Consider the following 21,338-nt stretch of genomic DNA (forward strand, 5'->3'; position numbering starts at 1 on the left):
GGGTACCCTGCTGGGGGGGATTTTTGCCCTGATCTTTCAGCCACAGATTGTAGCCGAGGTGGCCGGCCTAGCGGATGATCCTTTTCGGGCAGCCTATGTGGCTGTGATGAAAGCCATGTACAGCGATATCAGCATTCCTTCGGACAATGCGGTGGTAAATGACCTGCTGTCGACCGGCGGCATGTCGGGCATGCTCAATACCATCTGGCTGATTGTGTGTGCCATGGTGTTTGGGGGGGTCATGGAAAGTGTGGGTCTGCTGCAGCGCATTACCGAGGGTGTGATCCACTGGGCTACCTCTACCGGTTCGCTTATTGCCTCTACGGCCGCTACCTGTATTTTCTTTAACCTGACGGCCTCCGACCAGTACCTGGCCATAGTGGTGCCCGGCCGCATGTACGCCGATACCTACCGCAAGCGGGGTCTGGCACCCGAAAATCTGAGCCGGACGCTGGAAGACAGCGGAACGGTTACCTCAGTGCTGGTGCCCTGGAATACCTGCGGGGCAACTCAGGCCACGGTGCTGGGGGTGGCAACGCTTACCTATCTGCCCTACTGCTTTTTTAACCTGATCAGTCCGCTAATGACGATCACCTACGGGTATTTGAATATCAAAATCACCCGTATCAAAAACCAAACAGCCGAGAAAACAGATACATTAGTAAATGTTTAAGCAAGAGGTAACCCGAGAGGAGATCAATGAGCTGCCCCTTTTCCGCTATGAGGGAAAGGCCAGGGTAGTAAGCACTGCCGAGGAGCTGAGTGAAGCCCTCCGGGAGCTGCAACAGCATCCGGTCATTGGCTTTGATACCGAAAGCCGCCCTTCCTTCCGCAAAGGGGAGTATTATCCCATATCGCTGGTGCAACTGGCGGTGCCCGGCTGTGTGTACCTGATCCGTACCAATAAAACCGGCTTTACCCCGGGCTTTAAGGCACTTTTTGAAAATCCGGCCATCATCAAGGCGGGTATATCCATTCTGGATGATCTGCGGGAGCTGCAGAAGCTGGCCCATTTTACCCCTACCAATGTAGTAGACCTGAACCAGGTGGCCCAGACGGCCGGTGTTAAGAACATAGGGGTGCGCAGCCTCTCGGCCATTTTCCTGGAGATCCGCATCAGCAAAAGCCAGCAAACCTCTAATTGGGAGCGCGATTCGCTGAGCAGCAGCCAGATTGCCTATGCCGCTACCGATGCCTGGGTATGCCTTCAGCTGTTTGAGAAGCTGGAGCGCTGGGGCTTTTTTGAACCCGAAGAACACCTCTTTCGCATGCCACCGCCGCCCAAGCCCAAGTTCAGGCCCGAAGGCCGGCGCTTTGATTCCTGAAAAGGAGGGAAGCGTGCCAGTTTATTGGGGTGAAAATAATGGGGCTTTAGCCTACTTTCAGCTCTTTTAATTTTTAGCAAAGGATTGGCCTACTCTTTCCCTTCAGGAGCCTGCCCTTGTTTTTGGGTTTATTCCCTTCCTTCCTCCATCACCTGCACACCTCGCAGGTCAGTTGCTTTTTCCAACACTTCGGCATAGCGGCTCTGGCGAATGGCAAGCTGTAGCCGGCAGCGGTCGGTAAATTCCTGCGCCACTACCTGCAACTCATACTCGCTTACCAGCCGCATCACTTCGTTGGTCTGTTCATAGCCAAAGTGTAGCGTAAGGGGGGCTGTTATGAGCTCTTCTACCACCTCACTGGCGGCAAGCGCCTCAGCGGCAGCAGTTTTATAGGCCTGAATAAGGCCGCTTACACCCAGCTTGGTGCCGCCAAAGTAGCGGATCACCACCACCAGCGTATTGGTAAGCTCCAGGGAACGGATCTGGCCCAGGATGGGGTCGCCGGCCGAGTGGTTGGGTTCACCGCCATCATTGGCCCGGTAGCGCTCGGCGCGGGGCCCCAGGATCCAGGCATAGCAGTGGTGGCGGGCATCAAAGTATTCCTTTCGCAGCTCCTCCAGCCGCTGCTTGATGTCTTCTTCGGACCGTACCGGGTAGGCCCGGGCAATAAACTTGCTGCCTTTTTCTTTGTAGAGCCCTTCGCAGGGGCGGGTCAGGGTACGGTAGGTGTCCGGGGCAGGCATTAGCGGAGATGCTTCTTGGCTTCCTGTTTTACGGGATATTCATAGGAGGCCAGCTTGAGGGCCTGCTGCCAGGAGGCTTTGGCCAGCTCTTTCTGCTGGCTGGCTTCATAATAGCGGGCCAGGCCGGCATGGGCCATGCTACGGTAGGTATCGGCCACATAGTTAAGGGGCTCGGCCAGCCGGAGGGCCTGCTGGTAGTGCTGCCGGGCCAGGGGGTAATTGGCCTCCTGTTTTTCCTGCAGCATGCCACTGAAGAGCTCGCCTGCCATGCGGTAGTAGGGATCGGGCTGCTGCAGCAGGTACTGTACATGCGGTGCCGCCTGCTGGTAGCGCCGGGCCGCCACCAGGGTTTCGGCCAGCTGTAGCCGAACAAAGCGGTTGTTGGGATAGGTCTGGTAGAGGTACTGGATGCTCTGCAGGGCTTTTTGGGGCTGATTCTCGTAGTAGAGGTAGATGTGAACCAGAAAGATGGCCGCCTCGGCCCGGGTGAACACATTCTGGCGCACCGATTGCTCCATTTGCTGCAGGCCCAGCTCTTTGTTACCCTCCTGAAACAGCCACATAAAGGGCTTGTAAACCGGGTGCAGCTCCGGATACTTGACCCGGTAATAGTTGTAAACCCCTACAGGGAAATTAAACTCACTGTATTTTTCCCGCAGGCCGAATCCCTGCTTCATATACCCATAGGTAGGCTTGGCTTCGCCAATGGCCGCCATATAATCCCCTTTTTCGGCATGGTAGCGCGTAAGCAGGCTGTGGGCTGTCAGGGTCAGAAAGGTGATGAGTGTATGGTCCTGGCCCCGCTTCAGGTAGCTTTCCGACTGCTGCTTGGTTTGCTGCAGCAGCTGCACAAATTCGCCAAAGCCGGCTGAACCCGTATGCATGGGGGCCTGCTGGTAGTAGATGTTGAGCGCTTTGAGCAGGGGGTATACCGGATGGGTTGCGGGCACCTGCGCTTTGAGGGCCTCCAGCTCCTGTAGGGCCCGGCCATGCTCGGCGCTGTAGATCAAGTGGGTGATCTGCTCTACCCGGTCCAGTGCCGCTTTGTCCTGCAGCAGGCTGTAGGGGGTCTGTGCCTGCACCCAGGGGGGGCAAAGCATCAGCAACACAAGCACCACGGCAGGCAGGTATCTCATACTAAAGCATGCTAAGGATTTCCTGGTAGGAAAGCAAGAATATTGCCAGTACAGCAAGTCCGAGGCCGATTTGATTCACCGGCAGCAATTTTTCTTTATAGAGGAGAATGGCCAGCAGGGCCGAGCCCAGAATAATGCTGATGTTGAGCAGGGGGTAGAAGAAAGCTCCGTTATTATCAAAATCGGCCAGCCCCTTTACAATAAAGTAAATGCTGAAGAAGTTGGGCACCCCCAGGGCAATGCCGCCCAGCAGCTCTTTTTTGCCGGTGGGAATGCGGCGGACCAGTTGCAGGATCAGGCCCAGGAGGGCCGCCACCCCAAAGATCACCAGCGGAAATATAGCTTCCTCCCGCTCGCTCAGGTAGCGGTAACTGGTGTAGTTAATGGTAGTATCGATGATGCCGCTGCACAGAAATACCCCCACAGGCAGCAGAAAGATAAGCCGGTTGCCGGGCAGGGGAGCTTTGCCTTTAAGGCGGGGCTTCCAGGAGCTCATGTAAATGGCCACAAAGGCCAGCCCGATGCCCAGGTAGTTCCACCCATCAAAGGCTTTGCTTTCGATCTGCAGCACAAACAGGCTAAAGATCACCGGCAGGGCCAGCGACATTTTGGCGGCAATGGATGAGACGGTAACGCTCAGGCGCTGGGTGGTGAGCGCCATCATATAGAAAGTACCGATAAACAGCACGCCCAGAAAAAGGGCAAATACCAGCCAGGGGCTATCCAGCGAAACAAGCTGCAGGGCGGCTGTATCCCCCATAAAAACCAGTCCCGTCAGCACACAGACAAAGTAGTTGACCACTATGGCCGGCAAGGTAGCGACCCCAAAGCGCACATAGCCCCTGAAGATCAGGAAAATAGCCACATTAAACAAAATGCCTAAGAGCAGATAGGGCATACAAGGGGAGGGGTTGAAGTAGGGAGCAAAAATAGGGAATTCTACCGTATCTGAATCTGTACAGGTATTATTTCCTATACTCGCTAATAGCGGAGCAATAGACCTCCAGAATCTGCTGGCATACAACCTGACGGGAATACCGCTGTAAGAAATCTTGCCTTATGGTTTCTGATTCATATTCATGAACGGAAGTTAGAAATTGAATTAAAGCCCTTGTCAAGGCTTCACTATCGCCAGCAGGTACTACTATCCCATTATGTTGATGAATGATGCTTTCCGGACCACCGCATGCTGTTGTGATTACCGGTTTGCCACAGGCGATTGCCTCTAATATGACCATAGGTAAATTCTCATGCATGCTGGGCAAGACAAACGCCTGACAAGCGCGCATTTCTTCAGCTACCTGTTCCCTGCTCAAAACGCCAAGCCACTGAATTGTATCTTGAAGTTCGTAGTGTTTAGCAAGTTGTTGATAGGCTTCTTTTTCAGATCCTTCCCCTCCAATTCGAAAGAGCACTTTTATGTTTGCTACTTTCAGACGTCTGATTGCCTCCAGGAGGTAGGGAATGCCCTTTTGAGCTTCTAATCTTCCTAGTGTAAAGAAATGGAAACCGGCAGTTGCCCCTAAATTCTCTACAGGGGTAAAAAAGGACTCATCTGTTAGGTTCGGGATATAGGTTAAATTAGGAATTTTCAGCTGGCTTAGTTTTTCTTTCTGCTGGGGACTTACCATGATATTACAGGAAGAGCAAAGGAGTGGCATTTTAAGCCAAGAATCTATCTTACCTGATTTAGTCAGGTAGCTGGTAAAAGGGAACGGCGACATATGCTCGGTAATCACATAGGGAATGCGATACAGCTTTGATAATTCCATAGCGACCCAACCAGCTGGATGCGAGGTATGAGCATGAATGATTGCGACATCACCATGATTTTTACGAAACGCAAGAAGATGCTCTTTATTAATTTGCACGATACGCTTCATGTTTCCTTTCAGAAATGTGCGGCTCCAAGTAAGGGCGGGCGTATAGTATTCAATGAAATTTGGTGCTAAGGATAACTGTTGAGCGTGGTGTCTATAAAAAGAATAGACCTTTTTTAGATTATGAATATGATCTTTAGCCCATAGAAGAAATTTTTCCTCATTTTGTCCCCAATGGCTAAGCGCAAATGTGTGTTCTGGAAAAATCTTTGCCAAGGCAATGACCTGCTCTTTGGTGAAAATTCCTGCATGAGGATTGCTTTCTGAGGGGTACCAGGAGGGAATGATGAAAATGTTCATGAGTTATGGCCTGTCAGCTATGGCCTGGTTTCAAGGTGCTGTTCTTATTTCTCAATGATAAGCAAATTATGCAGAGCAAAGCGAAGGCTGCTCCAGACAGTTCCTGGTGTCTCTCAATTATTGCTGCTTATAGTTAGGGGTGAAAGAAGACTTGTTAGTATATTTCCAGGGTCATACGACTAGTTTGATCCTATCAATGATTATCTCCCACAAACATAAATTCATCTTTGTTAAAACCCAGAAAACCGCTGGATCTTCCTTGGAAATTGCCCTTTCGGCTATATGTGGTGCGGAAGATGTGCTTACCCCTTTGGATGAGGATGAAGAAAAGGTAAGAAAAGCACTTGGGTACAGGGGGGCGCAAAATTATATCATCCCTTTTTGGCAGTATAAGACCTTGGACTGGGCAAAATTTTTCTATTTCCGTAAAAGGCTTCAATATTACCACCATATGTCGGCCCACCAGATCAAATGGTATCTGGGAGCGGATATCTGGAAAAGCTATTTTACTTTTTGCTTTGAGCGTAATCCCTGGGATAAGGTAATCTCTTATTATTATTGGGAGGAGGGTGACAGGAGAGAAAAAAACATCCAAGACTTTTTGCTAAGCGGGCGGGGGGGGGACATGAGGGGTTTTGATCTATATAGCCAGGGGGGAGTGCCCATTGTAGATAAGGTGTACAAGTATGAGAATATGGAAGATAATCTGAAAGACCTTTCCGATAGGTTAGGACTATGCACAGCTTTACGGCTTCCGGAATATAGAGCGAAGGGCGGGGCTAGGAAGGATAAAAGATCTTACAGGGAAATACTAAGCGCACAGGAAGCAGAACTGATTGCTGCCATTTTTGCTAGGGAGATTAAATATTTTTCATACTATTTTTAGGTTGAGAAGTATGATTCCTGGTGATTGGGCTCTATGTTTTGCGTGTAAAGATCAATTTCAAAAGCCTCCAGTACGTTGAGAATATTTACTATTTGCTGTGGTGTTAACTCTTTTTTCCAGCGGCTTAGCTGACTCATTCTGTCTTTGGCTTTCAGAAAAGCAATAGAAGAAGGACTGGTAGATAGGCTCGGCTTATCAAGAGTAGACAGTAAATTGTCCGGGATTGTTCGCTCTATATAATTAAATAGCTTTTTGAGTTCGACTTCAGGGGATAAGACAAGATTTTCATAACTGATGCTTAGCCATTTTTTTTATTATCGGGATGGTAAATCGTGTTTTTAGTGTTTAGTGCCCAAATAGCAGCCAGGATTTCTTCAGGTTGTTTCAGTTTGCGGAAAATAGCATCATATGCCATAAATACATCATTGTACCTGAACTCAGGTGTATAAAAAATAGGATTATGCATAAACTTTTGCCGGCTAGGATGCTTCATTTGAGATGCAACTACTGCACAGGGGTGACGGGAGAGACAAATTGCCTTAATGTCAAACTTGTCTCTAAGCCAGGGTAAAAGTAAATGGCCGAAATTAAATTTATAAATAAAGGTTTCTGCTTTCCCTAATTGCCTGATATTGGTTTCTCTATAAATATTTAGGTTGGCGATTTCTCTGTTAAAAAGCTTATAGAAGAATTCTTCGGCCTCGGGCCATTCAACATTCTGAGGTATAGGCTGATAATAATAAAAATTTAAAAGTCGAGTCTCTTTAAGTTTTCCATCCTTTGGATCAGGAATACTACCATTGCCCTGAAACAATCCTCTCCAAAGCGGTTCATCTACTAAGGCGGTATTAGGAACGGTTTTTAGAATCTCGGCTAGCCAGGTAGAACCTCCACGAGGATGGGTAAAGAGAGAAATTGTGTTTTTTTGATTAAAGCTTTTTTCTCTACTTTGCTGTTTTGCAAAGGGCTCGATATACACATGCAAGTAAAACCTATCCGAAATCTTTTTTTTAAAAGCCTGATCATAGTTGCACTAAAATTGGTTTCTTTTGGTATTTGTGCATGTTGTAAAAGATTGTCCGATAATACAACAGACCAGTTATGAGCATGTGAAAGATGCTGAAAATACCAATAAGTCTTAATGTTAAGAATATATCATTTGTGTAGAAGTCTGTTATTAAAACTGTTCCTAATAGGAATAGCTTTAGAGCCTGAAATGTTAATACAAGTACCTGCTTGCGATGCACGGTTAATGAAATGCCAAAACAAGCTGTAATTCCCTGACAGAAAGTAATTGGTGAGAGAAATGCTGCGATGGTTCCTGCTTCCTCCCAACCCTCGCCAAGAATAAAACCAAGCAATTCATCGCCCCCCATCCATAAAATGGCTGCATAAGGAAATAAGATCAGTCCATAATACTTGCAGACTTTAAAAACAAGTTGGGGCCGACTAGGAACTGGGGTATGCGCTAATCGCTCCGCAAATATCTGGCCTGCACTCATGCTCAAAGCAGTTAAGGGAAGCATTATAATACTATAGGCCATACTATAAGAGCCCGTAAGGTCGGTGCCATAAAAATAACCTATCCAAAAAATAGGCAGGTGTTGGATGAATAAGCCGAGAAGAAGGCTAGGAAGAGAAAAACCGGGAAAATCTTTAAAGTGATAGGCAAATGAACGTAAGCTTTTTAAAGGAATATAAAATGATTGCCGCTGATAAAATAAGGCTATGCAAAACATGCATACACTACCTAACACAAGTCCATATATAAGCCCATTATGATTTAATGGCAGCGTGTAAAATAATAATGCTCCAGAAAGAATTGTAAGCCGCTGGCATATCAGCGCTATGCTAAACTTCTTATAACTGCGAAAGCGGATGAGCCAATTTTGGACAATTTGCCAATAACCACTACAGGCAACCAGTAGAGGTAGTAGCCAAATGTACGTGAGTGAAAAACCGGTATGCGTACTCCATAACTTCAACAAGGGAGATGAAAGCGCTAGTAGAATACAAATTAGACAAACGGTTACTGCAAGTAATACCTGCGATAACTGGAAAAGCCTCTGAGAATGTAGAGGTCTTTTTGTAATTACGATTCCGGCCTCATAACGTCCACTGGAGGCAATTAAGAGTATTGCTAAAATACTATTTAACAGGGCAAATTCGCCAAACTGTTCAGGAGTATATACCCTAGCCAATAGTATTTGGCTTATTAACGCGATAAGCTGCACGGCAACTCTACCAGATAACAAAATAGCTACATGCTGTAGACTTTTACTCCCTGCATAGGATTTTGCTTTAGATAGAATGGCTACTGCAAGCATGCTTTGTGCCTGTATGGGTAGGGTTTGAGCATAAAAATATAGTATTTAAGGTTAATTAGTAGGATATAGTTCAACTTCGTATAAAATGCTCTCGTATCCCCCCGTCTCTATCATCTGCCTCTGCCACAATCATGCTCCCTATGTGCAGGAAGCCTTGCAGAGCGCGTGGGGGCAGGCCTGGCCCAGCCTGGAGCTGATTGTGGTGGATGATGCCAGTACAGATGGGAGTGTGGAGGTGATACGGGAATGGCTGCAGGACAAACCGGAAGTACAGTTTATCCGGCTGGAGCAGAATGTGGGCAACTGCCGGGCGTTTAACCAGGCACTGGCCCGGGCCAGGGGAGCCTATGTCATAGATCTGGCGGCGGATGATGTGCTGCTGCCCGAGCGGGTGCGGGTAGGGGTGGAGGCGCTGGAAGCTGCCGGTCCGCAGTGGGGGGTACACTTTACGGATGCCTGGTATATTAATGCGCAGGGAAAGGTACTAAAGGCGCACTACAAGCGGGATATACACGGTACTTTACGGCAGCCTGTGCCCCAGGGCTGGGTGTACCGCCAGGTGCTGGAGCGCTATTTCATCTGCACCCCCAGCATGATGATGCGCCGCTCGGTGCTGGAGGCCCTGGGAGGCTATGATGAGCAGCTGGCCTATGAGGATTTTGACTTCTGGGTGCGCTCGGCCCGGCAGTGGCAGTACTGCTACACCGATCAGATCCTGGTAAAAAAGCGGGTGCTGCCTCGCTCCTGGGGCGCCCGCCAGTACCAGGCCGAGTCCCGGCAACTGGCCAGTACCCTGGCCGTCTGCCAAAAGGCAAAAACACTGAACCGGACACCGGAAGAAGACTATGCCCTTGGCAGGCGCCTGCGCTATGAGCTGCGACAGGCCATCCGGCATAAGCACCGGGAGCTGGCAAAGGCATTTTTTCAACTCAAACGCGAGGTATGGCCCGAAAGCTGGCGGGATTGGCTCTATGCCCGTCTGCTGCGATGAGAAAAGCTTGCGGAAAGGGGAAAGCCTGCAAGCCTGGTTCAGGGACAGGTCGTCCAGAAAGAGTATTTCAGAGATGAATAACCTACTGCCGTAGGCACAGAGAACCTGTGGGGACTTTTCGCTAAGAGACTGCCTCTACTCTCAAGCGCAAACAGCTAGCGATGCGTCTCATCTTCCTCCAGCATGCCCAGGTAGCTCGTATAGCGGGAAGGCGCAATCTGGCCGGCTTCTACGGCATCCAGCACGGCACAGCCGGGTTCGTGGGTGTGGCTGCAGTTATGGAAGCGGCACTCGCCCAGCAGGCTGCGCATTTCGGGGAAATAATGGTCCAGGGGGTCCTCATCCATATCGGCCAGGCCCAGTTCCTTAATGCCGGGCGTATCGATTACCCAGGTGCCCTCCCTGACCTTAAACATCTCGGCAAAGGTGGTGGTATGGGTGCCTTTGTTGGCAAAGCTGGAGATCTCGGCCGTTTTCTGCCCGGCCTCCGGCGAAATGGCGTTGAGCAGGGTGCTTTTGCCTACCCCACTATGGCCGGATAGCAGGCTTAATTTACCCTCCAGCAGCTGGCCAAAGGCCTGCAGGCCTTCCGTTTCTTTAGCCGAGATCACCAGGCAGGGGTAGCCCAGAGGCTCATAAATGTCCATGAGTTCCTGCACATAGCCCTTGCCCTTTTCCTTCAGCAGGTCTTTTTTGTTGAACACAATGCAGGCGGGAATGCGGTAGGCCTCGGCCGATACCAGAAAGCGGTCGATAAAGCCCAGCGAGGTGCGGGGCTGGGCAAGGGTGGCAATCAGGACCGCCTGGTCCAGGTTAGCGGCCAGAATATGGGATTTGTACTTGTTGTGAATGCTGCGGCGGATCAGATAGTTCTGCCGGGGCTCGATTTCGGTGATAACGGCCTGCTCCTCACCCCCCGCTTCGGCCAGGGGTTCCAGCTGCACCCAGTCGCCCACGGCCAGGGGGTTGGTGACCTTCAGTTCCTTTACCTTGAACTTGCCCCGCAGCCGGGCCGTCCAGCGCCGGCCGCCTTCATCCTCTACCTCATACCATAGGCCGGTTGATTTGATTACTCTTCCGCGCAGCTGTTCGCTCATAGTAGCTTGTTTAGGTAATGCATGATGTGGGCCGTGGCGCCGGCCTGCTGGCGTACGTAGTCTGCCGAAAGGGCGCCGGCGGCTTTTCGCTTTTCTTCGTCCTCAAACAAAACGCCAAAGCTTGCCAAGAGTTCGGCACTGTTGGCTACGGCAAAGGCGCCCCCCCGGCGAATCAGGTCCCGGGCTTCGGCAAATTTCTGGTAGTTTCGATTGCCAAAAAAGACGGGTATTCCCCAGACTGCCGCTTCCAGTGTATTGTGCAGGCCCTTGCCAAAGCTACCCCCTACGTAGGCCCAGTGCCCCAGGGCATAGAGGGAAGAAAGCAGGCCAATAGTATCGACCAGCAGCACATCGGCGGCGGCAGCCGTGGCCTCGGTAGCGGTGCTATAGCGCAGGCTGTTTACGCCCAGCGTATCTTCGGTATGGCGCAGGCCGCTTTCGCCCAGCTCATGGGGGGCAATGATTACCTTGATGCGTCCCTGGTAGCGCTGCACAAGCGGGGCCAGCACAGTAATATCGGCCGGCCAGCTGCTGCCGACCACCAGTACAGGTTTGTCCTGTGCAAAGGCGCGGGCCAGGGGAATTTCTTTCGTCTGCCGGCTGATACTCAGCACCCGGTCAAAACGGGTATCGCCTGCTACCTGCACATGGGTTACGCCTATGCTACTAAGCAGCTGCTGCGATTCCTCTCCCTGCACAAAGATCTGGCTGAAATAGCCTAACATCTGCCGGTAAAAAGCGCCATGGGACTTAAAGAAAAGCTGATTGTGACGAAAAATAGCGGAGATCAACAGCGTAGGGATCTGGCGCCGGTGCAGCTCCTGCAGGTAGTAGTGCCAGAACTCATACTTGACAAAAACGGCCAGCCGGGGCTGCACAGCATCCAGAAACTGCCGGGCATGGGCAGGGGAGTCCAGCGGCAGGTAAAAGACCCAGTCGGCGCCGGCATACCCCTGGCGCACCTCGTAGCCCGAGGGCGAAAAAAAGGTGAGGAAGATCTTGTGGTCCGGATGCGCCTCCCGTAGCGCTTCTATCAGGGGGCGGCCCTGCTCAAACTCACCCAGCGAGGCGCAGTGAAACCAAACCACCGGGGCAGTATTTCCCTGCAGGCCGGTGCGGATCTGCTCTAACAGGCCCCGGCGCCCGGCTACCATCTGGCGGGCCTTGGGGTGCAGGGGGGCTGCCAGCCGCAGGGCAGCTGCATAGCCGCCAAGGCTAAGCGTATATAGCCACTTCTGAAAGCTCATGGGCCAAAAGTAACGAAAAAAGCCGGCGGATAAAGCCGGCTTTTCAAGTATTACAGAGGATATACTTAGTTGTTGGACAGGTAAGCTGCTACGCCCTGACGGGTGGCGTGCATGGCTTCTTTGCCTTCTTCCCAGTTGGCAGGGCACACTTCGCCATGTGACTCTACGTGGCGCAGGGCATCTACCAGGCGGATCATCTCATCAATGTTGCGGCCCAGGGGCAGGTCATTGATGGTAGCATGGCGCACTACCCCTTCTTTGTCAATCAGGAAGCTGCCGCGGTAGGCAACCGGCTTGCCTTCAAACTGCAGGTAGCCTTCCTCGTCATAGTTCCAGTCGCCGGCCAGTACGCCAAAGTTGTGGGCAATGGTTTTGGCAGCATCGGCCACAATGGGATAGGTAACACCCTGGATGCCGCCCTGCTCTTTGGGCACATTCAACCAGGCCAGGTGCGACTCTTCGGTATCGCAGGAGCAGGCCACTACGGCTACATCGCGCTGCTCAAACTGAGCCAGCTTTTCCTGAAAGGCATGGATCTCGGTGGGGCAAACAAAGGTAAAGTCCTTGGGGTAGAAGTAGAAAACCACGTACTTCTTGCCCAGGTACTGGTTTAATGAAAAGTTGTCTTCAATTTCTTCGCCATTGATCACAGCAGGGGCTGTGAATAAAGGCGCTTTTTTTCCTACTAAAGATGCCATAGTATGTAAATGATTGTAAACTAGTAAGGTATAAATGGCTACCAAACAGCGGCAAATAGCAGGCACTGTCCGGTAAGCGGCTGCAAAATTACGCTACCCCCCTGAGCTATACAAGCATCTGTTCACATAAAGACTACGCTAGCTTAACGTGCGTTGCGGTTAGCTGAGATCTACATCCAGCTGGCGGAGCACCTGCTGGCGGAAGTGCTGGCTCTTTTCCGGTTCAAAATTGTTGTGGGCTACTCCCCGGTCTACGCTCTGCTGCAGGTGCTGAAAGCTGATGGCGGCCCATTCCCCCTCTTTGGCAAACTCAATGGTCCAGTGCACAGCCCTCTCGCTGCCATAGACCTGCAGAAATTCCTCTGCCGACATCTCGCTGTAGTTTCGGAAATTGGTCTGGATGGTGCCTGTAACGCGGCAGCCGGGCAGCAGCTCCTGCTGCATAAAATGGATGAATTTCTGGATCAGCTCCAGCTGTACGGCCGTGCGGCTGCGCAGCAGCATTTCGGATTTGTTAACAACTACCATGGCTATTGGGAATAATAGTTCCTGGCACTAAAGTAGGCTTCTGCGCTCAGGGCCGCACTGATGCATATCAGCTGCAGAAATGATCGTTGTTACCCTCAGTAAAGGGGGGGGTAAGCAAATAGGGCAGGGGGGTAAAAAAAGAAAACCTCTCTTAAAACTAAGAGAGGCTTAATGCTTAATAGATGTTAAACAGGTGTATGAATAAGTGTGTTATGTACCCATATATACCAGATGGCCCGCCGGAGGTAACCCTTAGCAGGGAAGATTTTTTGATATTTTTTACAAACGGGCCTTATTCCCTCAGGATCAATCAATTAAAATGCCAACTTTTTTGATGGATAGAAAAGAATAAGACATGCAGAAGATTAAAGTACTTTTTGTCTGCCTTGGCAATATTTGCCGCTCACCCATGGCCGAGGCCATCTTTCAGCATAAAATTGCAGAACTGGGCCTGGCCGGGCAGTTCGAGGCTGATTCGGCCGGCACCGCCAATTACCATGTAGGCAAGGGGGCCGATCGCCGAACCATTTCTACCGTAGAACGCATGGGCATTCGCATCACCCATACCGCCCGGCAGGTAGCCACCCCCGACCTGACCTACTATGATTACATCCTGGCCATGGATGCCGAAAACAGGGATACTCTCAATACCCTGGCCCGGGCCGACCGGGAGCTGGGCGGGCGCATTTACCTGATGCGCGATTTTGAGCCCGGTGCCCAGCCCCACAATACCGCCAATGAAAAGCAGCCCTATACTAATGTAGACCCTCTTACGGATTCTGTCCATGATCCGCTTACCCCCAACCTAAGCGTGCCCGATCCCTACTATGGGGGTGATGAAGGCTTTGAGGAGGTCTACCACATTCTGGACCGCAGCATAGCCCATTTTATCGATTTTGTGTGCCGCAGGCATTCACTTAGGCCGCATGTTTGAGGACCGCATGCCCTTCTTTGAGCAGGTCCTGTTCAAATCCCTGGGCAGGCACCTGACCATAGACGATATGCAGGTGAAGGGGGGCGGCTGCATCAACCAGACGGTGTACCTGAAGGCCGGCACGGGAAAATACTTTCTGAAATGGAACGAGGGGGCCGACGAGGGTCTCTTTGCTGCTGAAGCCAGGGGGCTGGCCCTGCTAAAGGCCGCCGCTGCCCTGCCGGTGCCCGAGGTGCTGGGGCAGGATACAGCCGTGGGCAAGCCCTATCTGCTGCTGGAGTATCTGGATAGCCGCCCACCCCGCACGGATTACTGGTCCGCGCTGGGCAGGGGCCTGGCTGCACTGCATGGCCATAGCCAGGATCTATGGGGGCTGGACCATGCGAATTTTATTGGCCGCCTGCCCCAAAGCAACAACCCCATGGACGCGTGGGTGGACTTTTTCATTGAGCGCCGGCTGGAGCCCCAACTGGGCCTGGCCTTCTACCAGCAGCAGATTGATAGGGCCTTTATGACGCACTTTCGCACGCTTTATCCCCGCCTGCGGGAACTGCTGGTGGCCGACCGGCCCGCCCTGCTGCACGGCGATCTCTGGAGCGGCAATGTGATGCCGGGTCCCGATGGCCGGGCCTGGATCTTTGACCCGGCGGTCTACTACGGCCACCGGGAAGCAGAGCTGGCCTTTACCACCCTCTTTGGCGGTTTTGAAGAAGGCTTCTATGCTGCCTATACAGAAGCCCGGCCTTTGGAGCCGGGCTATCAGGAACGGTACGATCTCTATAACCTTTACCCCCTGCTGGTGCATGTAAACCTGTTTGGTGCCAGCTACCTCAGTGGGGTACAGCGCATCCTGCGGCGCTTTCTGTAAGGCTTACACAGCCTCCAGCGCCTGCTGCAGGTCCCAGATAATATCATCGGCATTTTCCACTCCAACCGACAGGCGCACCATGGCCGGATTAATGCCCAGCCGGGCCTTGTCTTCGGCCGAAACATCAGCATGCGTCATGGTGGCGGGGTGCTGGGCCAGCGATTCGGTGCTGCCCAGACTTACGGCCAGTTTGATCAGCTTCAGGTGGTTGAGCAGGCTAAAGGCTTCCGCCTCGCCCCCCTGCACATCAAATGAAAGCATGGCGCCCGGCGACAGCAGCTGCTTCTTATAAATGGCATATTGCGGGTCCTGCTCCTGCAGCATGCCAAGGTAATACACCCGGGCTACTTTAGGATGCTGGGCCAGGTAGCGGGCTACCTGCTGAGCGTTGGCGGCCTGCTGTTCCATGCGTACCTTCAGGGTTTCCAGGGAGCGCATCAGCAGCCAGGCGGTCCAGGGGCCGGCCATGCTGCCCAAAAAGGTGCGCAGTACTTTTACCCGCCCGATCAGCTCTTTGCTGCCCAGGCAGGCACCTGCAACCACATCGCTATGGCCGCCTATGTATTTAGTGGCACTGTACAGCACCAGGTCGGCGCCGTGCTTGAGGGGGTGTTGCCAGAGGGGGCCCATGTAGGTGTTGTCTACCGCTACATAGGCCTTGTGCTCACCCCGGCTGAAGTGGCGCGCAATGTTGGCGCATACCTCAATGTCAAAAAGGGCGTTGGTGGGGTTGGCAGGGGTCTCCAGATACACCATGGCCAGTTTATCGCCTTTGCCGGTGGCTTCTACCTTGCGGATCACCTCCTGCTCGGATTCATGGGCATAAAAGGGCAGGATCTCTACCCCCATGCGGGTAAGCACATGCTTGATGAAGTGGTCGGAGCCGCCGTAAAGCGGAGCGCTGAAGAGCAGCAGGTTGCCCGGGCGCAAAAACTCCATCAGGGTGGTGCTGATGGCCGACATGCCGCTTTCAAAAACCGCACAGGCTTCGGCCCGGTCCCAGAGGGTCAGGCGGTCTTCCAGAATCTCCAGGTCAGGATTGTTCAGCCGGCTGTAGATCAGGCCGGGTACTTCGCCGGGCAGTTTCTCCCGCTGCCCGTAGGCCAGTTGGAAAAAGGCTTTGCCGTCTTCGGCCTTTTTAAAGACAAAGGTAGAGGTTTGAAAAATGGGGCATTTCAGGGAGCCTTCGGACAGTTCCGGCTTGTAGCCGTATGACATCATGAGGCTTTCAGGTTGTAAGGGGCGGTTTTCCATAGGGCAGAGGATTTAGTACTGCTAGATAGAAAATATTCCAGTAGTGGGGTGAGATTTAGATAAATAATCTATTATTGGAATTTATAACAGAAAATAGATCTGTAAATTCAAGATTCTATTCCCATGGCGCAGAATAATTTACCAAAAGGCCGCCCCCTGGATGAGCTGGATGTGCAGATCCTGCAGTTGCTGCAGCGCAACGCCCGGCTCACCAACCGGGAAATTGCCCTGCAGCTGGGCCTGTCGGTTACCCCTACCTATGAGCGCATACGCCGCCTGGAGCGGCTGGGCTACATACAGGGCTATGTGGCCCTGCTGGACCCGCGGCGCATCGGGCAGGCGCTTACCGTTATGGCCACCATCCGGCTAAAGGAGCACTCCCGGGAATATCTGGAGCAGTTTGTAGAACAGGTGCAGAAGCTGCCCGAGGTGATGGAATGCTACTATGTGGCCGGTGATTTTGATTACATCCTGAAGGTAGCCGTATCCGATATGGATGCCTACCAGCAGTTTCTGGTCAAAAAGCTGGCCGGGCTGGAGAACATTGGGCAGGTGCAAAGCCATTTTATCATGATGGATATCAAAAAATCTACCGCCTACCCCCTTGACGCACTTTTGTGAGGGAAGCCTGCAGCGGCTGCTGCAGGCTGTCAATTTTAGGCCATCCGGAACCTTCCCAGCAAGAATTTACCTCTTATGGTAGTAGGCCTGCCGGCGAACAAGAAGGCTGAAACCGGGTTTTAGTCAACTTTCCCTGTTCCGGCAAGCTTTTTGTTTGTACCATTGGGCCTGTCATTTCGTTCTTACACCTGCAATCAGTACCTTAAAAAAAGCTTCGGCAGCCCGCAGAAGCTTCTATTTGTTTGTTTCGCTATATGACTAAAAAACACCTCTTTTCCCCTGCTGTTGCTTTTGGGGATGCTGCTGTGGGGCCCTGTAGAGGCTCAGCGCGCCAGAAATTTTGTACTGCACGATACCACCAGCCAGGCACCCCATAACTGGTTTAACCTGGATCCGGAAACCGACCGCATTCCCGGTGTAAGTACCGAGCGGGCCTACCGGGAGCTGCTCAGCGGCAAAACACCTACCGAGGTGATTGTGGCGGTGATCGACTCCGGCATTGATGTGGAGCATGAAGACCTGCAGGGTCGCATCTGGGTGAACCCCGGCGAGATAGCCGGCAATGGCCTGGATGATGACGGCAATGGCTATGTGGATGATGTACATGGATGGAACTTCATAGGCGGCCCTAATGGGGAGCATGTGGATTTTGATACCTATGAAGTAACCCGGCTCTACAAAGTGCTGCATGCCAAATACGAGGGCAAGACGGTTGCCCAGGCCGATAACAAGCATGAATTTGCCCTCTACCAGAAAGTAAAGGAAGAATTTGAGGCCGAGCGGGAACAGTGGGAGTCACAGGCGGTTGCTTTCCGCCCCTTCTATGAGCAGTATGCGGCGGCCCGCTCCCAGCTGCAGGCCGCCCTGGGCAAAGAAGAGATCACCCTGCAGGACCTGGAGCAGTTTGATCCCCAGACCGACGAGCTAAAGCTGGCCCGCGGCATTGTGGGCTTCGCCTATACCAATGATCTGGATGATGCGCAGATCGAGGAGTTCCATAGCTACATTACCCGCTTTCTGGACTACAACCTCAATCCCAATTTTGATCCGCGCCACATTGTGGGCGATGACTACAGCAACAAGCAGGAGCGCTTCTATGGCAACGGGCTGGTAGAAGGCCCCGATGCCGAGCATGGCACCCACGTAGCCGGCATCATTGCCGCCCGCCGGGATAATGCCCTGGGCATGGCCGGCATAGCTGCACCTGTAAAGATCATGGTGCTGCGGGCCGTGCCCAATGGCGATGAGCGGGATAAGGATATTGCCAATGCCATCCGCTATGCGGTAGATAATGGTGCGCGCATCATCAACATGAGTTTTGGCAAGGCCTACTCGCCTGATAAGGCCCTGGTGGATGAAGCCGTACGTTATGCCGCTGCAAAAGGGGTGCTGCTGGTACATGCTGCCGGCAACGACAGCAAAAACATAGACCAGGGCGATAACTTCCCCACCAAGCGTTTTCTGGGCAGCAAAAAATCAGCCGAAAACTGGCTGGAGGTAGGGGCCTCAGCCTGGGGCAGCGGTACCACCTTTGTAGGCGATTTCTCCAACTACGGACGTAAAACCGTGGATGTATTTGCTCCTGGGGTAGACCTGTATTCTACCGTACCCGGCTCGGAATACCGCAGCATGAGCGGTACCAGCATGGCGGCTCCGGTGGTAAGTGGGGTAGCTGCCCTGCTTATGGCCTACTATCCCGAGCTCAGCGCCAGCCAGGTAAAGGATATCCTCAAGCAATCGGCTGTGCGCTATACCAAAGGCAGAGTAAACCTGCCCGGCGAAGAGCCCGAAAGCAAAAGAGGACAGACCCGCTTTAAAAAGCTCTCCAACACGGGCGGTGTGGTTAATGCCTACTATGCCCTGCAGCTGGCACAGAAACAAAGTAAAAGACAATAAGAAACTCCCTGTGGAGGATGTCGCAAGGCCAGTGCTCTTCAAGAGCGCTGGCCTTTTTTTTAGGGGGTAGGAGTAGCCAGCAGGCTAGCGGGTGAGGGGGTGTGGCAGGCTGGCGATCAGCTGCTGCAGCTGTTGGGGCGGATGGGCTTATCCAGCAGGCCCAGGATGGGATAGCTGGCAGCTTTCTTGATTTCTTTTTCTCCTATATGCGCACTGATGATCACAAATTGAGCCTGCTGCAGGGATACGTTTCCCTCCTGCTGCCGGGCCAGCAGCTGATCCAGTATGGCAAAGCCCCCAAGGCCGGGCATGTCTAAGTCCAGCAATACCAGATCGGTGCCGGCCTGCTGCACATGCGGAGAGCCTGGCTGGTACCTGCTTTCCAGGGCGGCAAGGCCCAGGTAGCTGTCATGGAAGAGCTGTACATCGGAGGCGATTTCCAGCTGTTCCAGGAGTCGTTTGCTAACCAGGCCTATGATCTGGTCGTCATCAATAAAAAGTATAGTTCTAATGCGTTGGGCCATACAGGAAGCTGGTTAAAGGGTATACGGCAAAGTATGTAGCGGCTCAGAGAGCAGCCGGTTGTGTGGCTACAGCAATGCTGTACTATCTTGATGCTCTGTCTCTAACTGCTTAGCCAGGAGAAAGGTTATTGACTGGCGAAGGTACCCCTATCTTGAAAAGCAGTTTTCGGGCAGCTGAGCGCCTAATGGGGAGGCGCCAGGTGGCTGGGCGTAGGGGCTGCAGCGTCCCTGCCCCTGCTTTTGGGATTGGCAGCGGGCAGGCGATCGGGAGCGGCAGCTAAGGGGGGCTGAGCATGCAGGGTTATGCTTTTCAGCACTTCCTGTACTTTGGTACGGGTAAGGGGCTTAACCAGGTAGCCGAGCACCTTTTTTTCATTGGCCCTGCGCAGGTCTGGCAGGTGCATGGAGCTGGTGAGTAAAATGGTGCGTTCGCTGGCAATCCGCTCGCAGCCGCTCAGGTTTGTAGCTTCTTCCAGTAGCTCAAACCCATTCAGGTCGGGCAGGTTCAGGTCCAGAAAAATGAGGTCGGGTAGGGAAGGGGGTTCCCCTTCAGCGGAGGCCTTTCGCAGATAGTGAAGCGCTTCTTCACCGCTGGTACAGCAAATGATCTGCTTAGCTACCTGCATTTCTTCCAGCAGTAGTTTGTTCAGCCAGCTGCAAATCTGATCATCATCTATCAGTAGAATACGTCTCTTTTGTGTCATGCCCCACCTTTTTTGTCATCCCTGCTTTGCTTGCACCGCACCAGCCCTGTGGTTGGGGCGGGTGTTCATTTTTTGTACGGGAGATTGGCTAAAAAGTCAACAATCCCATGCCGCTTTTACGGGGCTTGAGCAGAAAAAACCGCGGGTGATCAACGCTAAGGGTGGGGCTGGCTCAGATAAAACAGGGCGATTGCAGAATTTCCAGCAGTTCTTCTTCCAGCAGGGGCTTGGTCAGATAGCCGGCCAGCACATGGCGGGTAGCTTCGTCCTGGTCTTTCTGGCTGGTGGAACTGGAGAGTATGGCTACTCCCAGCTTTTCTTTGTTGATGGCCTGCAAGACGCGCAGCTCCTGCAAAAACTCAAAACCATTCATCTCCGGCATATTAATGTCCAGCAGGATAAGCGTAGAGCGGGTCTTGTTTTCGGGAGATCGGGTCTTGCGCAGATAGTCCAGTGCCGCCTCGCCGCTGCAGAGCTCTACAATGGCCCCCTCATACCCCATGCCCTCTATTAGTTTGGCATTGAGGTAACAGGTGATGGGGTCATCGTCTACCAGAATGATCGTATCTACTTTTTCAAATGCCATGACGACAGATTTGCCCGATGTGGCCGGAGAGTTGGCACAGCTGGCAGAAAAATTGTTTCCTTCCGCTAGTAAAACGCCTGCGGACGACCGCTAGTTTGTACGCTTTGCAAATTAATATGTGGCCCTGAAAAAATGCGGGAATCTGGCTGATTTTTTGGCCGCAGGGCACTGGTATACAGGACTTCTCTGCCTAGTCATCGATCACATCAAAGCGAAATCCTATGGGTGATTGCTCTTTTTTACCGCTTGAAGTGCTGGGGGCAGTGGAGAGAAAACGCTCCAGCTCCTGCTCATAAAAATTCTTGAGCGACGTAAACAGGTAGGAAAAAAACTCAGAGAAATTATAGCCCTCTTCCTTTTCCAGGATGATAAACTCCCGCTCGTTGGGAATGGATAGCAAGAAGTGACTGGGCAGCTTTTTGATGCAGATCTCAAAGCTCATGCTTTCCTTCAGCTGCTCATCGGCCTCGGAACAAACGGTAATGGAAAAGCGGATGTGCCAGAAGGTATCCTTTTGCATGTCCATGGCCTCCAGCATATTGTCGGTGGTTTCCTTGGAGTCTTCCTTAGACCTGAGCTGCAGCCGGTCGGGCGGAATGTTGAATTCCTGCTTTAGCTGCTCCATCAGGTTTATGGCAAAATGGTAGCACAGCTCCTTGTAGGTCTTAAAGTCCGACAGGTTCTTGGCGTAAGCTTTGCAGAGTTCTTCGTACTTGGTCATATCTCTAAACTGGGCACCGGGCCCGGGGCCGGAGGTGCAGATAGTGCTTATCTATATAGTGCAGTAAGCCGG

Annotated in this window: 23 protein-coding genes; 8 read left to right on the forward strand and 15 right to left on the reverse strand. The window is 52.3% G+C overall.

The annotated features are described in order from the left end of the window. Together ADICEAN_RS05930 and ADICEAN_RS05935 are read left to right on the forward strand one after the other, a co-directional pair. The coding region (locus tag ADICEAN_RS05930) for a Na+/H+ antiporter NhaC family protein (protein WP_040396364.1) at positions 1–673 on the forward strand (673 nt) is incomplete at its 5' end. Beyond that, on the forward strand, positions 666–1,325 hold the full coding sequence (locus ADICEAN_RS05935; RefSeq protein WP_009194647.1) for a 3'-5' exonuclease: 660 nt from the start codon (positions 666–668) through the stop codon (positions 1,323–1,325). The genes ADICEAN_RS05930 and ADICEAN_RS05935, both read left to right, overlap by 8 nt. 128 nt (positions 1,326–1,453) lie before the next feature. Here the strand turns inward: ADICEAN_RS05935 and ADICEAN_RS05940 are convergent, their stop codons facing one another. The 4 genes from ADICEAN_RS05940 to ADICEAN_RS05955 form a co-directional block, all read right to left on the reverse strand. Next, a complete protein-coding gene (locus ADICEAN_RS05940) occupies positions 1,454–2,068 on the reverse strand; it encodes an IMPACT family protein (protein ID WP_009194648.1) in 615 nt (204 codons plus the stop codon). Further along, on the reverse strand, positions 2,068–3,204 hold the full coding sequence (locus ADICEAN_RS05945; RefSeq protein ID WP_009194649.1) for a tetratricopeptide repeat protein: 1,137 nt from the start codon (positions 3,202–3,204) through the stop codon (positions 2,068–2,070). The genes ADICEAN_RS05940 and ADICEAN_RS05945 overlap by 1 nt, the downstream gene beginning before the upstream one ends. 1 nt (position 3,205) lies before the next feature. Beyond that, positions 3,206–4,102: a hypothetical protein gene (locus tag ADICEAN_RS05950; protein ID WP_009194650.1), complete on the reverse strand. Its 897-nt coding sequence runs from the start codon at positions 4,100–4,102 to the stop codon at positions 3,206–3,208. Positions 4,103–4,169: 67 nt separating this feature from the next. Next, positions 4,170–5,384, reverse strand: a complete 1,215-nt coding sequence (locus ADICEAN_RS05955) for a glycosyltransferase (protein WP_009194651.1) — start codon at positions 5,382–5,384, stop codon at positions 4,170–4,172. A gap of 196 nt (positions 5,385–5,580) precedes the next feature. Here ADICEAN_RS05955 and ADICEAN_RS05960 point away from each other — a divergent pair, with 196 nt between their 5' ends. Next, positions 5,581–6,270 carry a sulfotransferase family protein gene (locus tag ADICEAN_RS05960; RefSeq protein ID WP_009194652.1) on the forward strand — a complete coding sequence of 230 codons (690 nt, stop codon included), beginning with the start codon at positions 5,581–5,583 and terminating at the stop codon, positions 6,268–6,270. Between the two features lie 298 nt (positions 6,271–6,568). Here ADICEAN_RS05960 and ADICEAN_RS05965 read toward each other — a convergent pair whose 3' ends face one another. Both ADICEAN_RS05965 and ADICEAN_RS05970 read right to left on the reverse strand, forming a co-directional pair. Beyond that, positions 6,569–7,249, reverse strand: a complete 681-nt coding sequence (locus ADICEAN_RS05965) for a sulfotransferase family protein (protein WP_009194654.1) — start codon at positions 7,247–7,249, stop codon at positions 6,569–6,571. A gap of 43 nt (positions 7,250–7,292) precedes the next feature. After that, entirely contained in the window at positions 7,293–8,597 is a 1,305-nt protein-coding gene (locus ADICEAN_RS05970) for a lipopolysaccharide biosynthesis protein (protein ID WP_009194655.1), read from the reverse strand. 85 nt (positions 8,598–8,682) lie between these two features. On the opposite strand from ADICEAN_RS05970, the gene ADICEAN_RS05975 reads away from it, so the two are divergent. Continuing rightward, positions 8,683–9,588 (forward strand): glycosyltransferase family 2 protein, encoded by a 906-nt coding sequence (locus ADICEAN_RS05975; RefSeq protein WP_009194656.1) that lies wholly within the window; start codon positions 8,683–8,685, stop codon positions 9,586–9,588. Positions 9,589–9,743: 155 nt separating this feature from the next. On the opposite strand, the gene rsgA is transcribed toward ADICEAN_RS05975, so the two are convergent. From rsgA to ADICEAN_RS05995, 4 genes are all read right to left on the reverse strand, one after another. Beyond that, on the reverse strand, positions 9,744–10,685 hold the full coding sequence (rsgA, locus tag ADICEAN_RS05980; protein WP_009194657.1) for a ribosome small subunit-dependent GTPase A: 942 nt from the start codon (positions 10,683–10,685) through the stop codon (positions 9,744–9,746). Continuing rightward, on the reverse strand, positions 10,682–11,932 hold the full coding sequence (locus ADICEAN_RS05985; RefSeq protein ID WP_009194658.1) for a 3-deoxy-D-manno-octulosonic acid transferase: 1,251 nt from the start codon (positions 11,930–11,932) through the stop codon (positions 10,682–10,684). The genes rsgA and ADICEAN_RS05985 overlap by 4 nt, the downstream gene beginning before the upstream one ends. Before the next feature lie 65 nt (positions 11,933–11,997). After that, the gene (locus ADICEAN_RS05990; protein WP_009194659.1) at positions 11,998–12,630 is read right to left on the reverse strand and encodes a peroxiredoxin; all 633 of its coding nucleotides are present in this window, start codon (positions 12,628–12,630) and stop codon (positions 11,998–12,000) included. A 159-nt stretch (positions 12,631–12,789) separates the two neighbouring features. Beyond that, positions 12,790–13,158 (reverse strand): hypothetical protein, encoded by a 369-nt coding sequence (locus ADICEAN_RS05995; protein ID WP_009194660.1) that lies wholly within the window; start codon positions 13,156–13,158, stop codon positions 12,790–12,792. A gap of 355 nt (positions 13,159–13,513) precedes the next feature. On the opposite strand from ADICEAN_RS05995, the gene ADICEAN_RS06000 reads away from it, so the two are divergent. Together ADICEAN_RS06000 and ADICEAN_RS06005 are read left to right on the forward strand one after the other, a co-directional pair. Next, positions 13,514–14,092, forward strand: a complete 579-nt coding sequence (locus ADICEAN_RS06000; protein ID WP_009194661.1) for a low molecular weight protein-tyrosine-phosphatase — start codon at positions 13,514–13,516, stop codon at positions 14,090–14,092. Next, positions 14,085–14,960, forward strand: a complete 876-nt coding sequence (locus tag ADICEAN_RS06005; RefSeq protein WP_009194662.1) for a fructosamine kinase family protein — start codon at positions 14,085–14,087, stop codon at positions 14,958–14,960. The genes ADICEAN_RS06000 and ADICEAN_RS06005 overlap by 8 nt, the downstream gene beginning before the upstream one ends. Positions 14,961–14,963: 3 nt before the next feature. On the opposite strand, the gene ADICEAN_RS06010 is transcribed toward ADICEAN_RS06005, so the two are convergent. Beyond that, positions 14,964–16,214 carry a cystathionine gamma-synthase family protein gene (locus tag ADICEAN_RS06010; RefSeq protein ID WP_009194663.1) on the reverse strand — a complete coding sequence of 417 codons (1,251 nt, stop codon included), beginning with the start codon at positions 16,212–16,214 and terminating at the stop codon, positions 14,964–14,966. Positions 16,215–16,337: 123 nt separating this feature from the next. Here ADICEAN_RS06010 and ADICEAN_RS06015 point away from each other — a divergent pair, with 123 nt between their 5' ends. Next, positions 16,338–16,835, forward strand: coding sequence for an Lrp/AsnC family transcriptional regulator (locus ADICEAN_RS06015; RefSeq protein WP_009194664.1), 498 nt, complete (start codon positions 16,338–16,340; stop codon positions 16,833–16,835). A gap of 297 nt (positions 16,836–17,132) precedes the next feature. Then, a complete protein-coding gene (locus ADICEAN_RS06020) occupies positions 17,133–18,731 on the forward strand; it encodes a S8 family peptidase (protein WP_009194665.1) in 1,599 nt (532 codons plus the stop codon). A 116-nt stretch (positions 18,732–18,847) separates the two neighbouring features. Here ADICEAN_RS06020 and ADICEAN_RS06025 read toward each other — a convergent pair whose 3' ends face one another. From ADICEAN_RS06025 to ADICEAN_RS06040, 4 genes are all read right to left on the reverse strand, one after another. Next, positions 18,848–19,255, reverse strand: coding sequence for a response regulator (locus ADICEAN_RS06025; RefSeq protein ID WP_009194666.1), 408 nt, complete (start codon positions 19,253–19,255; stop codon positions 18,848–18,850). 182 nt (positions 19,256–19,437) lie between these two features. After that, positions 19,438–19,959: a response regulator gene (locus ADICEAN_RS06030; RefSeq protein ID WP_009194667.1), complete on the reverse strand. Its 522-nt coding sequence runs from the start codon at positions 19,957–19,959 to the stop codon at positions 19,438–19,440. A gap of 172 nt (positions 19,960–20,131) precedes the next feature. Continuing rightward, on the reverse strand, positions 20,132–20,545 hold the full coding sequence (locus ADICEAN_RS06035) for a response regulator (RefSeq protein ID WP_009194668.1): 414 nt from the start codon (positions 20,543–20,545) through the stop codon (positions 20,132–20,134). A 190-nt stretch (positions 20,546–20,735) separates the two neighbouring features. Beyond that, positions 20,736–21,266 (reverse strand): hypothetical protein, encoded by a 531-nt coding sequence (locus ADICEAN_RS06040; protein ID WP_009194669.1) that lies wholly within the window; start codon positions 21,264–21,266, stop codon positions 20,736–20,738. Positions 21,267–21,338: the final 72 nt, after the last annotated feature.

This window comes from Cesiribacter andamanensis AMV16, from assembly GCF_000348925.1.
Lineage (GTDB): Bacteria > Bacteroidota > Bacteroidia > Cytophagales > Cyclobacteriaceae > Cesiribacter > Cesiribacter andamanensis.

Excerpts from the sequence above, each read along its gene's own strand:
- ADICEAN_RS05935 (WP_009194647.1), top strand. The coding sequence starts at position 666 with ATGTTTAAGCAAGAGGTAACCCGAGAGGAGATCAATGAGCTGCCCCTT.
- ADICEAN_RS05940 (WP_009194648.1), bottom strand. The coding sequence starts at position 2,068 with ATGCCTGCCCCGGACACCTACCGTACCCTGACCCGCCCCTGCGAAGGG.
- ADICEAN_RS05945 (WP_009194649.1), bottom strand. The coding sequence starts at position 3,204 with ATGAGATACCTGCCTGCCGTGGTGCTTGTGTTGCTGATGCTTTGCCCC.
- ADICEAN_RS05950 (WP_009194650.1), bottom strand. The coding sequence starts at position 4,102 with ATGCCCTATCTGCTCTTAGGCATTTTGTTTAATGTGGCTATTTTCCTG.
- ADICEAN_RS05955 (WP_009194651.1), bottom strand. The coding sequence starts at position 5,384 with ATGAACATTTTCATCATTCCCTCCTGGTACCCCTCAGAAAGCAATCCT.
- ADICEAN_RS05960 (WP_009194652.1), top strand. The coding sequence starts at position 5,581 with ATGATTATCTCCCACAAACATAAATTCATCTTTGTTAAAACCCAGAAA.
- ADICEAN_RS05970 (WP_009194655.1), bottom strand. The coding sequence starts at position 8,597 with ATGCTTGCAGTAGCCATTCTATCTAAAGCAAAATCCTATGCAGGGAGT.
- ADICEAN_RS05975 (WP_009194656.1), top strand. The coding sequence starts at position 8,683 with ATGCTCTCGTATCCCCCCGTCTCTATCATCTGCCTCTGCCACAATCAT.
- rsgA (WP_009194657.1), bottom strand. The coding sequence starts at position 10,685 with ATGAGCGAACAGCTGCGCGGAAGAGTAATCAAATCAACCGGCCTATGG.
- ADICEAN_RS05985 (WP_009194658.1), bottom strand. The coding sequence starts at position 11,932 with ATGAGCTTTCAGAAGTGGCTATATACGCTTAGCCTTGGCGGCTATGCA.
- ADICEAN_RS05990 (WP_009194659.1), bottom strand. The coding sequence starts at position 12,630 with ATGGCATCTTTAGTAGGAAAAAAAGCGCCTTTATTCACAGCCCCTGCT.
- ADICEAN_RS05995 (WP_009194660.1), bottom strand. The coding sequence starts at position 13,158 with ATGGTAGTTGTTAACAAATCCGAAATGCTGCTGCGCAGCCGCACGGCC.
- ADICEAN_RS06000 (WP_009194661.1), top strand. The coding sequence starts at position 13,514 with ATGCAGAAGATTAAAGTACTTTTTGTCTGCCTTGGCAATATTTGCCGC.
- ADICEAN_RS06005 (WP_009194662.1), top strand. The coding sequence starts at position 14,085 with ATGTTTGAGGACCGCATGCCCTTCTTTGAGCAGGTCCTGTTCAAATCC.
- ADICEAN_RS06010 (WP_009194663.1), bottom strand. The coding sequence starts at position 16,214 with ATGGAAAACCGCCCCTTACAACCTGAAAGCCTCATGATGTCATACGGC.
- ADICEAN_RS06015 (WP_009194664.1), top strand. The coding sequence starts at position 16,338 with ATGGCGCAGAATAATTTACCAAAAGGCCGCCCCCTGGATGAGCTGGAT.
- ADICEAN_RS06020 (WP_009194665.1), top strand. The coding sequence starts at position 17,133 with ATGCTGCTGTGGGGCCCTGTAGAGGCTCAGCGCGCCAGAAATTTTGTA.
- ADICEAN_RS06025 (WP_009194666.1), bottom strand. The coding sequence starts at position 19,255 with ATGGCCCAACGCATTAGAACTATACTTTTTATTGATGACGACCAGATC.
- ADICEAN_RS06030 (WP_009194667.1), bottom strand. The coding sequence starts at position 19,959 with ATGACACAAAAGAGACGTATTCTACTGATAGATGATGATCAGATTTGC.
- ADICEAN_RS06035 (WP_009194668.1), bottom strand. The coding sequence starts at position 20,545 with ATGGCATTTGAAAAAGTAGATACGATCATTCTGGTAGACGATGACCCC.
- ADICEAN_RS06040 (WP_009194669.1), bottom strand. The coding sequence starts at position 21,266 with ATGACCAAGTACGAAGAACTCTGCAAAGCTTACGCCAAGAACCTGTCG.